The 14,212-nt window shown below is 69.8% G+C and carries 13 protein-coding genes; 3 read left to right on the plus strand and 10 right to left on the minus strand.

All coding sequences use genetic code 11. The features are described 5' to 3' along the window. Positions 1-51: 51 nt before the first annotated feature. From WIX39_RS02440 to htpG, 3 genes are read right to left on the minus strand one after another with little or no spacing between them, the layout of a single operon-like run. Positions 52-1,419 (minus strand): SWIM zinc finger family protein, encoded by a 1,368-nt coding sequence (locus tag WIX39_RS02440; protein ID WP_409194437.1) that lies wholly within the window; start codon positions 1,417-1,419, stop codon positions 52-54. A gap of 52 nt (positions 1,420-1,471) precedes the next feature. Continuing rightward, positions 1,472-2,107 (minus strand): hypothetical protein, encoded by a 636-nt coding sequence (locus WIX39_RS02445; protein ID WP_409194438.1) that lies wholly within the window; start codon positions 2,105-2,107, stop codon positions 1,472-1,474. Continuing rightward, the gene (htpG, locus tag WIX39_RS02450; protein WP_106936521.1) at positions 2,104-4,140 is read right to left on the minus strand and encodes a molecular chaperone HtpG; all 2,037 of its coding nucleotides are present in this window, start codon (positions 4,138-4,140) and stop codon (positions 2,104-2,106) included. The genes WIX39_RS02445 and htpG overlap by 4 nt, the downstream gene beginning before the upstream one ends. Positions 4,141-4,507: 367 nt before the next feature. Here htpG and WIX39_RS02455 point away from each other — a divergent pair, with 367 nt between their 5' ends. After that, a complete protein-coding gene (locus WIX39_RS02455; protein WP_106936520.1) occupies positions 4,508-5,017 on the plus strand; it encodes a DUF3761 domain-containing protein in 510 nt (169 codons plus the stop codon). 9 nt (positions 5,018-5,026) lie between these two features. On the opposite strand, the gene WIX39_RS02460 is transcribed toward WIX39_RS02455, so the two are convergent. Next, positions 5,027-6,079, minus strand: coding sequence for an ABC transporter substrate-binding protein (locus WIX39_RS02460; RefSeq protein ID WP_106936519.1), 1,053 nt, complete (start codon positions 6,077-6,079; stop codon positions 5,027-5,029). A 73-nt stretch (positions 6,080-6,152) separates the two neighbouring features. Then, complete coding sequence (locus WIX39_RS02465; protein WP_106936518.1) at positions 6,153-7,073, minus strand: LysR family transcriptional regulator; 921 nt, start codon at positions 7,071-7,073, stop codon at positions 6,153-6,155. A gap of 96 nt (positions 7,074-7,169) precedes the next feature. Between WIX39_RS02465 and WIX39_RS02470 the strand changes: the two genes are divergently transcribed. Continuing rightward, positions 7,170-8,180, plus strand: coding sequence for a zinc-dependent alcohol dehydrogenase family protein (locus WIX39_RS02470; RefSeq protein WP_106936517.1), 1,011 nt, complete (start codon positions 7,170-7,172; stop codon positions 8,178-8,180). A 111-nt stretch (positions 8,181-8,291) separates the two neighbouring features. Here WIX39_RS02470 and WIX39_RS02475 read toward each other — a convergent pair whose 3' ends face one another. From WIX39_RS02475 to WIX39_RS02495, 5 genes are all read right to left on the minus strand, one after another. After that, positions 8,292-8,630, minus strand: a complete 339-nt coding sequence (locus WIX39_RS02475; protein WP_106936516.1) for a hypothetical protein — start codon at positions 8,628-8,630, stop codon at positions 8,292-8,294. Between the two features lie 157 nt (positions 8,631-8,787). Next, positions 8,788-10,182, minus strand: coding sequence for a sensor histidine kinase (locus WIX39_RS02480; protein ID WP_409194439.1), 1,395 nt, complete (start codon positions 10,180-10,182; stop codon positions 8,788-8,790). A 67-nt stretch (positions 10,183-10,249) separates the two neighbouring features. Next, positions 10,250-10,906, minus strand: a complete 657-nt coding sequence (locus tag WIX39_RS02485; RefSeq protein ID WP_081267495.1) for a response regulator — start codon at positions 10,904-10,906, stop codon at positions 10,250-10,252. A gap of 156 nt (positions 10,907-11,062) precedes the next feature. Continuing rightward, positions 11,063-12,193 carry a winged helix DNA-binding domain-containing protein gene (locus WIX39_RS02490; protein WP_409194440.1) on the minus strand — a complete coding sequence of 377 codons (1,131 nt, stop codon included), beginning with the start codon at positions 12,191-12,193 and terminating at the stop codon, positions 11,063-11,065. Beyond that, positions 12,160-12,993: a pseudouridine synthase gene (locus WIX39_RS02495; RefSeq protein ID WP_106936513.1), complete on the minus strand. Its 834-nt coding sequence runs from the start codon at positions 12,991-12,993 to the stop codon at positions 12,160-12,162. Before WIX39_RS02495 ends, WIX39_RS02490 begins: the two co-directional genes overlap by 34 nt. 83 nt (positions 12,994-13,076) lie before the next feature. Between WIX39_RS02495 and WIX39_RS02500 the strand changes: the two genes are divergently transcribed. Beyond that, complete coding sequence (locus WIX39_RS02500; RefSeq protein ID WP_106936512.1) at positions 13,077-14,156, plus strand: bifunctional nicotinamide-nucleotide adenylyltransferase/Nudix hydroxylase; 1,080 nt, start codon at positions 13,077-13,079, stop codon at positions 14,154-14,156. Positions 14,157-14,212 lie beyond the last annotated feature (56 nt).

Raw genomic sequence — 14,212 nt, forward strand, 5'->3', positions numbered from 1 at the left:
CCGTGCTTCGCACTGCGGTGCGAGCTTGCTTGGGGCGGCCCGGCGCTGCGCTCATGTCCGCACTCCCGTCAGCGTCCAGACCGGCGCACTGCCCGCCACGGCACCCATCGGCCATGCGGTGAGCGGCGCGAACTGCTCGCCGTCCCATTCGCCGAACACGCGCAGCGGCGCACCGCCGGAATGCGCCAGCAGCTGCCATGCCTCCTGCGCGGCGACCTGCATCGGCAGCGCCTGCGGCGCGCCGCCAAGGCGCAGCCACCAGCGGTCGCCATCGCGGCTGGGCACGGCGTCGGCCCACACCATCGGCAGCAGCGGCTGCCAGGGGTTGGCGGCGATCTGCTGCGCCATGCGCTGCCATTCGTCGGGCGCGCCATCCGCAGGGACGGCGGGGACGGCAGGTACGGCCGTGGCGGGCGCGTCGGACGGCAGCTCGGCCACCAGCGCGCGCTGCGAGGCATGGCCCGGATAGAAGCACAGCACCGCCGCGCGTTCGCTGCCGCTGACCCAGCCGGTCTCGAAGCCGCGCCCGCCGTGGGCGTAGTCGAGCAGCAGCGCGCGGCGCCTGCTCGCGCGGCCCTGCAGCCACACGTGGCGCTCGACCAGCTTGGTGTCGCGCTCGTCGATGCACTGGCCCAGCACCAGCCAGTGGTCGCTGACGCGTTCGCCCTCGGCGAGCAGCGCCTCGCGGTCCTGGGGCCAGCCGAGCGCGGTGCGCAAATCGGCCAGCGTGGCGGGCGACAGCGATTCGCGGCGCGGGACCGCATCGACGATCAGCTGCAGCCGCCCGAGCCGGTCGAGCAGCCGCGCGGGCCAGCCTTCGCCCACGCCGATGAGTTCGGCCGCCTGCGTGATGCGCTGGCCGAGCCCTGGCGCCTGGGCATCGACCATGCGCGCGGCCATCGCGCTCCAGGCTTGCTGCTGCTCGCTGCCGAGCGATGCCAGGCCGCGCTGGGTCTGGTCGTCGAGCCAGAGTGCAAGCTCCTGCGCGCCTGCCTCGATGCGCTTCCAGCGTTGCGCGTCGCGCCTGGCGGCAGCGGCGGGGTCGGCCGCGGCCGGCGGTTCGGCGGCGCGGGCTTCTTTCTTCTCGGCTTTTTCGCGGCGCGAGGCGAGCCACTCGGCCACCCACGGCGGCGGGTCGCCCTGGGTGAAGCCGGCTTCGTTCTGCGCGCGCAGCAGCATCAGCGCCAGGCCGTGCTTGCAAGGGAATTTGCGGCTCGGGCACGAGCACCGGAACACCGGGCCCGTGAGGTCGACCTGCGTCTGGTAAGGCTTGCTGCCGCTGCCCTGGCATTCGCCCCACACGGCGGTGTCGGAGAACGCGAGCGTGGGCCACTTGGCCGGTGCGAGCAAACCCTTGGCGGCCTTGGCCGACGCGTCGTCGGGGGCGAGCGCCAGGACGGCTTCTGTGCTGAGACTCATCGGGGCACCCTCGCGCCGCTCCGCGGCGCGGATGATTGAAAGGACGCGGCCATCAAGGCGCGACGGGATTGCCCGGCGTGCCGGCCTCGCGGGCCGAGGCCGCCGCGGCCGCGACGGCCGGCGTGCGGTAGCTCACGTTCACCGCAGGCTCCGGCGGCGGGCGCGTGATCTTGAAGAGAGGCGGCCTGGCGGGGGCAGCCGGAGCGGCGGCAGTCCGGGCCGCGGGCGCGACCGGCGCTGAAGGCGCAGTAGACGCTATAGGCGTGAAAGGCGCCGCTGGCGTCGAATACAGGATGGGGGCGGGCGTTCCCGGCGCGGCCGTCACGGTGACGGCGGCCGGGGCCACGGTCGAGGCGGCTGCGGCGGGTGTTGCGGGCGCGGCCTTCGGGTCGTAGAGCACCGCGCCCTTGCTGATCCCCGTGGCCACCGGCCCCACGCCGACACCGACGCCGGCCGAGCCCGACACCTGCCCGCCGTTGTTCACCGCCACGCCCGCGCTGAGTGGGCCGAAGCCCGTGTTGAGCCCCACCGAGAAGTTGCCGTCCTTCGTGGCGCCGAGCCCCAGCGAGAGCCCCGGCACCAGCGGAATGCCGACGTGATAGTGCGAGCAGCCGCCCACCATGAGGAGCAGCAGCGCCGCGGGAACCGCGGCGGCCGTTGTCCGGACGGTGCGCGGCCGGCCGGTCACACCAGCAGCGCGTTCACGCGCCTCACATAGGCCGCCGGATCGGCGGGCAGGCCGCCTTCGGCCAGCAGCGCCTGGTCGAACAGGATGTTCGCGAGGTCGTCGAAGTGCGCCGAGCCTTCGAGCTTCTTCACCAGCGGATGCTCGGCGTTCACCTCGAGCACCGGCTTCAGCTCGGGCGCGGGCTGGCCGGCCTGCTTGAGCATGCGCGCCAACTGCGTGCTCATGCCGCCGTCCTGCACCACGAGGCAGGCGGGCGAGTCGACCAGGCGGGTGGTCACGCGCACGTCTTCGGCCTTGTCCTTGAGCGCTTCCTTGAGCTTCTCCAGCAGCGGCTTGAACGACTCGGCGGCCTCCTCGGCGGCCTTCTTCTCGGCCTCGTCCTGCAGCTTGCCGAGGTCGACCGCGCCCTTGGCCACGCTTTGCAGCGGGGTGCCGTCGAACTCGTTGAGGTAGTTCAGCGCCCACTCGTCCACACGGTCGGTCATGAGCAGCACCTCGATGCCCTTCTTCTTGAAGACTTCGAGCTGCGGGCTGTTCTTGGCGGCGGCGAGGGTGTCGGCGGTGATGTAGTAGATCGCGTCCTGGCCTTCCTTCATGCGGGCCTTGTAGTCCGCGAAGCTCACGCTCACCGTGTCGGTGGTGGTGGAGGCGTAGCGCAGCAGCTTGGCGATGCGGTCGCGGTTGCCGAAGTCCTCGCCCAGGCCTTCCTTGAGCACGGCGCCGAACTCGGCGTAGAACTTGGCGTACTTGCCCGATTCGTCGGCCGCGCTCGCGGCGGCTTCGGCGGCGGTGGGCGCGTTCTTGTCGACCACGTCGGTCACGGCTTCGGTCGGCTCGGGTGCGGGCACCGATTCGCCCGAGCCCACGTCGATGCGGCCTTCGGTGCTCTCGGGGCCGGTCTTCTGCTTCTTCGCCAGGTCTTCGAGCATGCCGAGCACGCGCTTGGTGCTGCCTTCGCGGATGGCCTTCACGTCGCGGCTTTCCTGCAGCAGCTCGCGGCTCACGTTCAGCGGCAGGTCGGCAGAGTCGATCACGCCCTTCACGAAGCGCAGGTAGCTGGGCAGCAGGGCCTCGGCGTCGTCCATGATGAAGACGCGCTTGACGTACAGCTTGACGCCCGCACTCTTGTCGCGGTTCCACAGGTCGAACGGGGCCTTGGCCGGGATGTAGAGCAGCTGCGTGTATTCGGTGCTGCCTTCCACGCGGTTGTGGCTCCAGGCGAGCGGCGCCTCGTAGTCGTGGCTGATGCTCTTGTAGAACTCTTCGTACTGCTCGGCGGTGATGTCCTTCTTGGGGCGGCTCCACAGGGCGTTGGCCTTGTTGACGGTTTCCCATTCGCCGGTCTTCACCATGTCGCCGGGCTGGTCGTTCTCGCCTTCCTTCCACTCTTCCTTTTCCATCAGGATGGGCAGGGAGATGTGGTCGGAGTACTTGCCGACGATCTGCTTGAGCTTCCAGGCGTTGAGGTATTCGTCGGCGTCGTCGCGCAGGTGCAGCGTGATGCTGGTGCCGCGCTCGGGGCGGGTGATGTCGGCCACCTCGAAGTCGCCGGCGCCGCCGCTGACCCAGCGCACGCCCTGGTCGGCCGGCAGGCCGGCGCGGCGCGATTCGACCGTGATCCTGTCGGCCACGATGAAGCCCGAGTAGAAGCCCACGCCGAACTGGCCGATGAGCTGAGCGTCGGCCTTCTGGTCGCCGCTGAGCTTGCTCATGAAGTCCTTGGTGCCGCTCTTGGCGATGGTGCCGAGGTTGTCGATGGCTTCCTGGCGCGACAGGCCGATGCCCTTGTCGGTGATGGTGATGGTGCGCGCGGCCTTGTCGAAGGACAGGCGCACGTCGAGATCGGACTGGCCCTCGTACAGCTCGGGGTGGTCGAGCGCCTCGAAGCGCAGCTTGTCGCACGCGTCGGAGGCGTTCGAGATCAGCTCGCGCAGGAAGATTTCCTTGTTCGAATAAAGCGCATGCGTGACGAGGTGCAGCAGTTGCGCGACTTCAGCCTGGAACGGGAGTTTGGTGTTGGAGGAATCAGCCATGGAAAGAGAAATATCGAGTCAAAAAAATTCTAAATCGGCACGGTGCCCGCAAGGTGACGGCGTGCCGACTTTCTAAGGTAAGGCGTTCGTGTGCTTCTTCAACATCCCGAGCCTCAGGACTGATGCACTTCGTATTTTTATTAAAACGAATGGCCTCCACACGTAGGCGCACGGCGCCTCATGGAACACAAAAGAGTACCGCACCCGGCATCTCCAGAAAAATCGATTCCCGATGCGCCGGGCATGGCGTCGAACGGCAATTCTGCCGGTCGAGGTGCGCAGCAGGGCTGCGCCAGGTCAGCTCCCGCTGGGATTGATCGCCAAAGCTGCGGGGTTGCCCTCGTTTCCAACCCACCAGGAGCTTTCCATGAACAACAAGAATCCCCGGACGCTGTGGATCGCCGCCTGCCTCGGCCTGGCCGCCTTCGCGGCGCAGGCCCAGGTGCCGGCCGACGCGCCGGCCGGCACCACCGTGCAATGCAAGGACGGCAGCTATGCGTCGCCCGACACCAGGTCAGGCGCCTGCCGCGGGCACAAGGGCATCAAGACGTGGTTCGGCAAGGGCGCGGCCGCGGCGCCTGCAGCGCCTGCTGCCGCCGCGGCTCCGGCCGTGCAGACGCAGTCGGCCGATGTCGGCAAGACCGGCGTCGCGCCGAGCACCGGCACGGCCACCAAGACCCCCGGCGCGCCCGACCCCACGAAGATGGCCGCCGCGCCCGGCGGCGGTGCCGGCAAGGTGTGGGCCAACGACGAGACCAAGGTCTACCACTGCATGGGCGACCGCTACTACGGCAAGACCAAGAAGGGCGAATACCTGAGCGAGGCCGATGCCAAGGCCAAGGGCATGCACGCCTCCCACAACAAGACCTGCTCGTAGGCTCCTTCGTCACTTCGGCTGGGATTCCACTTCCCGGGTCCAGCGGTCGATCAGCCGCTTGCGCTCGGCCGCCTTGCCGTATTTCTCGAAGTCGTACTTGATGAGCTTCACGTCGGCCATCGACGGGATGCGCGGGTCGGGCTTGAAGGTCTTGTTGGCCGGCGACTGCAGGCTGCCTGCCTTGCCGCCGATGGACTGGCCCGCGGGGCTCATGAGCCAGTCGTAGTAGCGCTTGGCGTTCTCCTTGTTGCGCGCGCCCTTCACCAGGGCGATGCCGCCGATCTCGTAGCCGGTGCCCTCGCAGGGCGCGGCGGTCTTCACGGGAAATTTGTCGTAGCGCCAGCGCTCGAAGCCGAAAATGAAGCTCACGCCGATGGCCACTTCGCCCTTGGCCACGTTGGGCGCCTGCGCCTGGCCGCTGCGGGTGTAGCTGGTCACGTTGCGGTGCAGCTTCCTGAGGTATTCGAAGGCCTGGTCCTCGCCCATCTGCTGCACCAGGCCCGCGATGATGGTGTAGGCCGTGCCGCTGGAGGCGGGGTGCGATATTTCTATCTCGCCCTTGTATTCGGGCTTGACCAGGTCGGCCCAGCACCTGGGCTCGTGCAGCTTCTTTCTCTTCAGCAGGTCGGTGTTGAAGCCGAAGCCGATGGCGCTGGTGTAGAAGCCGCCCACCATGTTCTGCGACATCGCGTACTGGCGCACCGACCAGTCGTACAGGTCGTTGATGTAGGCCGGCCGGTAGGGCTCCAGCAGGCCCTGCTCGGCGGCCTGCAGGAACGGGTCGCCGGTGCCGCCCCACCAGATGTCGGTCTTGGGGTTGGCAGCTTCCGCGCGCAGCTGCGCACCGATTTCGCCGGTGCCCTTGTGGGCCTGCTGCACCTTGATGCCGGTCTCGCGCGTGAAGGCCGCGGCGGCGGCCTCGCACCAGCCAGCGTCGGTGCTGCACAGCGCGTTGACGGTGCCCTGCGCGGCCGCGTTCGACGCGCCCAGCAGCGCCGCCGTGGCCACGAGGGCCGTGCATGCGACGGCGGCTGCGGTGTGTGGAATGGCGAATGGGCGCATGCGGCGGGTCTCCTCGGTGTGCGATGGCAGGAAGCCGCAGGATAGCGCCGCGTCGCACGGCGGCGCAGGGTTTTCAGCGTGCGGCCAGCAGCGGCGGCAGGTGCTCGGCCAGCCAGTCGATCACCACGCGGGTCTTCAGCGGCAGGTAGCGGCTGCGCGAGCGGATCACGTTCAGCGCAAAGCCGAAGGGCCGCGGCTCGTCGAACACCCGCACCAGCGTGCCGGCCGCGAGCGCATCGGCCGCCAGCCAGGCCGGCAGGCGCGCCAGGCCCATGCCGCCGATGGCCGCCTCGAGCAGCACCTCGGCGCTGTCGCAGCGCAGGCGCGACGGCAGCGTCACCTCGACCATGTCCGCGAGGCCGCCTTCGCCCGCATGGAAGCGCCAGGTCGATACCTGCCCGTCGCGCGCATAGAACACCGCCTCGTGCGGCGCCACGAGCTCGGCCACGCCGCGCGGATGCCCCCGCTCGGCCAGGTACGCGGGCGCGGCGCACAGCGTCATCCATTGCGTGCCGACGGGCCGCGCGACGAGCTCGTCGGTATCGGCCAGTTCGCCGCTGCGAATGGCCAGGTCGAGCCCTTCTTCCACCAGGTCCACCCGCCGGTCGTTGAACGAGAGTTCGAGCGACAGCTGCGGATGCCGCCGCGCCAGCGCCAGCAGCAGCGGCCCCACCTTCAGCCGGCCCAGCATCGCCGGCATGCTCAGGCGCACCAGGCCGGAGGCGGTGCTGCGCGCCGAGTCGGCCATGGCCTCGGCCGCCTCGAGTTCGGCCAGCACGCGGCGGCAGCGCTCGTAGTAACCGTGGCCTTCCTCGGTGAGGCTCTGGCTGCGCGTGGTGCGCAGGAAGAGCCGCGTGTTCAGCCGCGCCTCGAGCCGCCCGATGCTCTTGGCCACGGCCGAGCGCGTGACGTGCAGGCGCTGCGCGGCCAGCGCAAAGCTGCCCGCTTCCACCGCCGCCACGAATTCTTCGATGCCCTGAAGACGCTGACCCATTGGATACTTTCAAGCACCATCAAAGCGAAAATTATCCACCACTGGATATCAGCAATCGTCAATAGCATGGGCGCTCTTTTTTCCCGGAGTCCCCTCATGCAAGAAGCTCGAATGCTGCGCCGCTGGCAACTGCCGGTGCTCGGCCACGCCAACCTCGAACAGGCCGAAGCGCCCCTGCCCGCGCCGGGCGCGAACCAGATCCTGGTGCAGGTCGGCGCGGTGGCGCTCAACTACCGCGACCTGCTGATGGTGCGCGACGGCATGGGCATGCCGCTCGCATTGCCCTTCACGCCCGGCTCCGACATGGCGGGCACCGTGGTGGCCGTCGGCGAGGGCGTGACGCGCTTCGCGGTGGGCGACCGCGTGGTCAACACTTTCTGGGGCGGCTGGATCGACAGCCACTGGCAGGCCGGCGCCACGCTGTTCGGCGGTCCGGGGCCGGGCATGCTGGCCTCGCACGTGTGCATCGACGCGGACTGGGCCGTGGCCGCGCCCGCCACGCTGAGCCTGGCCGAAGCCAGCACCCTGCCCTGCGCCGGCCTCACCGCCTGGTTCGCGCTGGCGGAGACCGGGGGGCTGCGCGCGGGCGAGACGGTGCTCATCCACGGCACCGGCGGCGTCGCGCTGTTCGGCCTGCAGATCGCGCGGCTGCATGGCGCGCAGGCCATCGTGGTCACGGGCAGCGAGAGCAAGCGCGCGCAGGTGCAGGCGCTGGGCGCCTCGCACGTGCTGGCGCGCGACGGCGACTGGCCGGCCGAAGTGCGCAGGCTCACGCAAGGCCGCGGCGCCGACCATGTGCTCGAACTCGCGAGCGGACCCAACCTCGACCGCTCTCTGCAGGCGCTGAGGCAGGGTGGGCGCGTGTCGATCATCGGCATGCTCGAAGGCGAGACCCTGAGCGCGTCGTTCTACGCCATGGTGCTGGGCCGCGCCACGGTGCAAGGCATCGGCGTGGGCCACCGCCGCGCGCTGGAAGACCTGGTGCGCGCCATCGACGTGAACGCGCTCAGGCCGGTCATCGCGGCGCGCTACGACTTCGATGCGCTGCCCGCCGCGCTCGACCACCTCGCGCGCGGACCGTTCGGAAAGATCGTGGTCACGCCCTGAAAACGTGACGGAACGCGCAGCCCGCAAACGCGGCATCCTGCTGCAGATACACGAAGCCGCAGCGAACGCGAACAGGCGCCCGTCGCGGCGCCATCATCGGCGCGACGGCGCTCAGCTGCCGCTGCCCGACTTCACCATCGGCAGCGAGGTCGATTGCCCGATCGGCTCGGTGCCGGTCGGGTGCGACGCCGCATAGGCGCCGGCCTGGATGTCGGCCACCGGCATCGTCGAATTCATCGCGGGTGCGCTGGTCGACTGGCCGATCGGCTCGGTGCCGCTCGGGCGGGCCGCAGCCATCGCGCCGGCCTGCACATCGGGGTTAGTGGGCGAGTTCATCTGCAGCGGATGGAAGTCCGAACCATCGGTGGTTTCGGCCGATGCGGTGACCGCGCCCATCGCTGCCAGCGCAGCAAGGGAACCGACGGCGAGAAGCTTGAGGGAAGTACGCATGGTGTGTTCTCCTGAGGGCATGTTGTCTCCGGCCTCGTGCCATCGCGCGAACTGCGCGTGGCAGGACCTGAACGCACTCTAGGCACGCCATCTGAGTTGGACGTGAGCGAAGAGTTAGGCGCGGATGAGTGAGCGCGCCGCGCGCCGGCCTTCGCACTCAGTGCGAAATAGGCGCGGCCGGCGACGGCGGCAGATGCACGCGCGCCCTCAATCCCGGGCCGTCTTCGCGGTTGTGCAGCTCGATGCGCAAGCCGTGCCGCTCCGCCGCCGTGCGGGCAATGGCCAGCCCCAGGCCGCTGCCGCCCGCCGCCGCGCCCGGCACGCGGAAGAAGCGGTCGAACACGCGGCCCATCATGGCCTTCGGAATGCCGGGGCCGTTGTCGAGCACGTCGACCACCGCATGGCCGCCGAACTGGTGCAGCTTCACGTCGACCACGCCGCCTTCGGGCGCATAGCGCAGCGCGTTGTCGATCAGGTTGTCGAACACGCTGCGCAGCTCGGCCGCGGGCGCCACCACCACTGCCGCGATGCCGCCCTCGAAGCCGATGTCCACGCGCCGCGCATCGGCCAGCACCATGAGCTGGCTCACGCTCTCGCGCAGCAGCACCTCGATGTCGACACGCTCGCCGGCGGTGCTGCGCTGCGGCGCGTCCTGGCGCGACAGGTTGAGCAGCTGCTCGATCAGGTGCTGCGCGCGCGTGACGCCGGCTTCGAGCTGGTTGAAACGCTCGGTCGCCTCGCCGGCCGGCACGTGGGCGCGCAGGTTCTCGATCTGCAGGCCGATGGCGGCCATCGGCGTGCGCAGCTCATGTGCCGCGTCCTGCACGAAGCGGCGCTGCGTGGCGAAGGCGCTGCGCACGCGCGACAGCAGGTTGTTGAAGGCGCCCACCAGCGGTGCGATCTCTTCGGGCACGCGCGCCAGCGACAGCTCGGTGGGGCTGCGCTCGTCCTGCGAGGCCACGTCGCGCGCCACCGCGCGCAGCGAGCGCGAGGCGGCCGACACGATGATCCACAGGATCAGCAGCGCCAGCGGCAGCAGCAGCGTGATCGGCAGGCCTTCGAGCAATGCGCGGCGCAGGGCGCGGCGGCGGCGGTAGTCCTCGTTCTGCAGCACCTGCACGCGCGGCTGGTCGGCGCGCGGGCCGGGCTCGGCGGTGAACACGCGCCAGCTCGACTGCGAATGCGCGCCCGTGCTCACGTCGCCGAAGCCCGCGCGCGACTGCAGCGGCACCGCCAGCACCGGCCACGAACTGGCGCGCAGCGTGTGGCCGTCGGGGCTCCATATCTGCACGATGAAGGCGCCGCGCGAGAACGCCGCCTCGCCGTCCATGGGGCGCGGGATCTTGAGCGGGTCGCTGCCCGCGTACGACTCGGCCACCAGGCGCATCTGGTCGTCCAGCGCGTTGTGCACGAGGTTGCCGTAGGCCACGAAGGAGAACCACGCGGTCAGCACCGCGGCGCCCAGGTGCAGCGTGATGAGCCACAGCAGCAGCTGCGTGCGCAGCGAATGCGGCCGCCACCAGCGGCCGCTGCCACGGTCTGCGCCGGTCATGGGCCCCGGGTCCGTTCGCGAAACGCGGCAGCGATACGAAGTGCGCGAAGCCTGGGGGCGCGCCTCATCATGCAACCACGCGCCAGCCCAGGCCGCGGACGTTGCGGATCGCGTCCGCGCCCAGCTTGCGGCGCATGCCGTGGATCAGCACGTCGATCGCATTGCTGGTGACCTCTTCTCCCCAGCCATAGATGCGGTTCTCCAGCTGTTCGCGCGAGAGGATGGCGCCGGGGCGCTCCAGCAGCGCGTGCAGCAGCGCGAACTCGCGCGCGGTGAGCGCTTCGCGCTCGCCGTTGACCACCACCTCGCGCGTGGTGAGGTCCAGCTGCAGCGTGGCGCTGCCGACCAGCGAATGCGCGGCGCCGTCGCGCCGCCGCACGACGGCGCGCATGCGCGCGAGCAGCTCGCGGAATTCGAAGGGCTTGAGCAGGTAGTCGTCGGCGCCGAGGTCGAGGCTGTGGATGCGGTCGTCGAGGCCGTCGCGGGCGGTGAGCACCAGCACCGGCGTGGCGTCGCCGCGTTCGCGGGCGCGGCGCAGCACCTCGGTGCCGTCCTGCCTGGGCAGGCCGAGGTCGAGCAGCACGCAGGTGTAGCCGCCGTCGCCCAGGGCACTTTGCGCGAGCTCGCCGTCGCGCACCCAATCCGCGGACCAGCCCGCGCCCTCGAGCGCCTGCTTGAGGCTGCGCCCGATCATTTCGTCATCTTCCACCAGCAGAACGCGCATCGCGGCGACTCCTTCGGCCGCAAGGTAGCACGCGACCGGGATGATCGGAAGAGCCTGCGCCGTGGCGCAGAGTAGGTGGGAATACTTAGACGCAGCTTAGGCGGCGGGTGCATCGCGGGGGCAATCGCGCGGGGCAACGGCGCGCCGCGGCAATGCTCAGGCCATGCGCACGGCGTGGCGTTCGCCCTCGCCTTCCGACGCGAAGGCCAGCAGGCCGAGGGCCTCGCTCTCCACCGCGGCGCGGTCGGCCTTCGACCAGCGTGCGAAGGGCTCCAGCAGCACGGTGGCGATGTTCTTTTTCTTCTCGCGCTCGATCTTCCAGACGCCCGCCACGAAGCCGTCGAGCAGCACCGTGCCGCGCACGATGCCGTTGGCGGTGAACACGCGCGCACGGTTCGCCTCGCTCAGCACGCGGGCGCGGTCGGCATGCGAGAGCAGCAGGTTGTCCCACTCGGCCACGAGGCGCGGCGGCGCGGGCGTGTCGGGGTCGGGCAGGGGCGCGCGGGGCAGGTCGAAGAGCTCCTGCCCGTCTTCTCCCACGAACACGCGCAGCCGGGGCCGCAGGCGCTCGGCCACGGCCTTCCAGCCGGTGAGGCCCGACCATGCGCCGGCATCGGCCAGCGTGGCGGGGCCGAAGGCGGCGAGGTAGCGCAGCAGCAGGTCGTCCTGGGTGGCGGGGGCGGCATCGGCTGCCGCATCCCCGAGCCATTCGCCAAGGGGCTGCAGCAGCGCGCTCTGGTGCGAGTTCCAGGTGCCCGCCGGCGGCAGGTGCGCGAGCGGCAGGCTGTTGCGGATCAGCGCGGCGAGCGAGGCGCTCTCGCGGCCCGGCCAGCGCAGCCCGAGGGCCTGCCCGAGTTCGGCGCCGGTGCGCGGCCGCTCGGCGAGCAGCGTGCGTCCGGCCTCGACCACCGCCGCGCGGTCGATGCCGTCGAGCGCCTTCCTGTGGTTGCTGCCCTGCAGGCCGCGCTGATGCACCGGCTCCAGCAGCGGGCGCCATGCCAGCGCGTCGCGCGCGCTCATCAGGTGCAGGGTGCCACGCAGGGTCGACATGCGCACGATGCGCCGCTTGTGCAATGCATCGGTCAGCTGCTCGCGCCGGAAGCCTTCGAGCCGGCTCCAGAGGCCGATGTAGGGCGGGTTGGGCGCCTGCGCCTGCAGACCGGCCAGCCGCTCGACGGCCTGCGTCGCCGCGAGGCTGCGCCGCGCCAGCAGCATCTGCCGCGCCAGCGTGGCGCGGTTCAGCGCGCGCAGGCTCAGAACTTCTCGTGCGGCGCCAGGTATCGCCATTGCCCCACCGGCAGGTTGCCCAGCATGACCTTGCCGATGCGCACCCGCTTCAGGCCCACCACCTTCAGGCCGACCAGTTCGCACATGCGGCGGATCTGCCGCTTCTTGCCTTCGGTGAGCACGAAGCGCAGCTGCTCGGGGTTCTGCCATTCGACCCGCGCGGGCTTCAGCGCCTGGCCGTCGAGGCTCAGGCCGTGGCGCAGCTTCGCGAGCATGGCCGGCGGAAACACCGCCTGCACGTTGGTCGTGACGGGATCGTCGTCGTCCATGCGCACCAGCTGGCCGGTGGGCGCGGGCTGGCCCAGGCCGTGGTAGGCCACGCGCACCAGGTATTCCTTCTCCATCACCGAGTCTTCGCCGATGAGCTGGCGCGCGATGCGGCCGTCCTGCGTCATGACCAGCAGGCCGATGGAGTCGATGTCGAGCCGGCCGCACGGCGCGAGGCCGCGCAGCTGCTGCGGGCTGAAGAAGAAGCGCGCGTTGTCTTCGGCCCAGCGGTTCTGCGGCGTGAACAGCGTGACCGCCGGTTCATGGCCGTCCTCGGCCTGCCCGCTCACGTACCCGATGGGCTTGTTGATGAGGATGGTGACCTGGTTCGCCTGCTGGCCCTTGGCCGCCTTGTCGATCTCGATGCGGTCGGAGGGCGTGACCTTCACGCCCATCTCGGCCGGCCTGCCGTTGACCTTCACCCAGCCGTTGGCGATCCATTCGTCGGCCTCGCGGCGCGAGCACATTTTCAGTTCGGCCATGCGCTTGTTCAGGCGCACGGCATCGGCGGGGGGAGAAGAGGGCTCGGTCATCGGAAGGCTTGATCAATGTGCGGCACCGATGCTATCCTGAACGCAAGCGCGAGTTGATCGCGCCCTTTTTGGGGGATTCCCAAGTGAACACGCAAAACGCACGCAAGTACCAGTACGCCATCGTCATCGGGCGCTTCCAGCCCGTTCATTTCGGACATCAACGACTCATCGAAGAGGCCTCGCGCGCCGCCGATCGGGTCATCGTGGTGGTCGGCTCCGACCGGCAGCCGCGCAGCGTCAAGAATCCCTTCACCTTCGACGAACGCGAACGCATGGTGCGCGCCTGCCTGCGCAGCAGCGACCAGATGCGCGTGAGCGTGGTCGGCGTGGGCGACTCGCCCTACAACGACCAGATCTGGATCGCGTCGATCCAGTCGGCTGTCGAGCGGCTCATCGCGCAGGACGGCCATGCACCGGCCAAGGCCAGGGTGGCGCTGGTGGGACACCTGAAGGACGCATCGAGCTACTACCTGAAGATGTTCCCGCACTGGGAGTTCGTCGGGCAGAACAGCGTGGAGAGCCTCAACGCCACCGACGTGCGCAGCCTCTACTTCGACCCCGAGAACCGCGGCCAGCTCGCGCGCGCCGACCTGCCCGACGGCACGGCCGCGTTCCTCGACCAGTTCACCCGCACCGCCGACTACGCCGAGCTCTGCGAAGAGCGCGCCTTCCTCGTCGACTACCGCGACAAGTACCGCTACGCGGGCAGCGACTTTCCGCCCATCTACACCACGGTCGACGCCGTCGTGGTCGAGGCCGGCCACATCCTGCTGGTGCAGCGCAAGTTCCATCCCGGCAAGGGCACATGGGCGCTGCCCGGCGGCTTCGTCGGCCAGCAGGAGCGGCTGCAGGACGCGGCCATCCGCGAGCTGAAGGAAGAAACCCGCCTCAAGGTGCCCGTGCCCGTGCTCAACGGCAGCATGAAGGCCAGCCACGTGTTCGACGCGCCCGACCGCTCGCAGCGCGGGCGCACCATCACGCACGGCTTCTTCTTCGAGCTGGCGCACAACCAGTGGACCGGCCTTTCGGAAGTGCGCGCCGACGACGACGCGGCCGAGGTGCGCTGGGTGCCCATTGCCGAGTTCCTCGACATGCAGGACCGCATCTACGAAGACCACTTCTTCATCGCGAATCATTTTTTGGGTGGCCTGGGCAAGAACTGAACGACCAGGCTTTGTCAGCAAGAACGGCCCCGGTTGACGGGTGCCACAGTGAAAGG

The sequence above is a fragment of the Variovorax sp. AB1(2024) genome, from assembly GCF_037482385.2.
Lineage (GTDB): Bacteria > Pseudomonadota > Gammaproteobacteria > Burkholderiales > Burkholderiaceae_C > Variovorax.

Excerpts from the sequence above, each read along its gene's own strand:
- WIX39_RS02480 (WP_409194439.1), bottom strand. The coding sequence starts at position 10,182 with ATGACCGGCGCAGACCGTGGCAGCGGCCGCTGGTGGCGGCCGCATTCG.
- htpG (WP_106936521.1), bottom strand. The coding sequence starts at position 4,140 with ATGGCTGATTCCTCCAACACCAAACTCCCGTTCCAGGCTGAAGTCGCG.
- WIX39_RS02465 (WP_106936518.1), bottom strand. The coding sequence starts at position 7,073 with ATGGGTCAGCGTCTTCAGGGCATCGAAGAATTCGTGGCGGCGGTGGAA.
- WIX39_RS02440 (WP_409194437.1), bottom strand. The coding sequence starts at position 1,419 with ATGAGTCTCAGCACAGAAGCCGTCCTGGCGCTCGCCCCCGACGACGCG.
- WIX39_RS02455 (WP_106936520.1), top strand. The coding sequence starts at position 4,508 with ATGAACAACAAGAATCCCCGGACGCTGTGGATCGCCGCCTGCCTCGGC.
- WIX39_RS02485 (WP_081267495.1), bottom strand. The coding sequence starts at position 10,906 with ATGCGCGTTCTGCTGGTGGAAGATGACGAAATGATCGGGCGCAGCCTC.
- WIX39_RS02495 (WP_106936513.1), bottom strand. The coding sequence starts at position 12,993 with ATGACCGAGCCCTCTTCTCCCCCCGCCGATGCCGTGCGCCTGAACAAG.
- WIX39_RS02460 (WP_106936519.1), bottom strand. The coding sequence starts at position 6,079 with ATGCGCCCATTCGCCATTCCACACACCGCAGCCGCCGTCGCATGCACG.
- WIX39_RS02470 (WP_106936517.1), top strand. The coding sequence starts at position 7,170 with ATGCAAGAAGCTCGAATGCTGCGCCGCTGGCAACTGCCGGTGCTCGGC.
- WIX39_RS02490 (WP_409194440.1), bottom strand. The coding sequence starts at position 12,193 with ATGGCGATACCTGGCGCCGCACGAGAAGTTCTGAGCCTGCGCGCGCTG.
- WIX39_RS02475 (WP_106936516.1), bottom strand. The coding sequence starts at position 8,630 with ATGCGTACTTCCCTCAAGCTTCTCGCCGTCGGTTCCCTTGCTGCGCTG.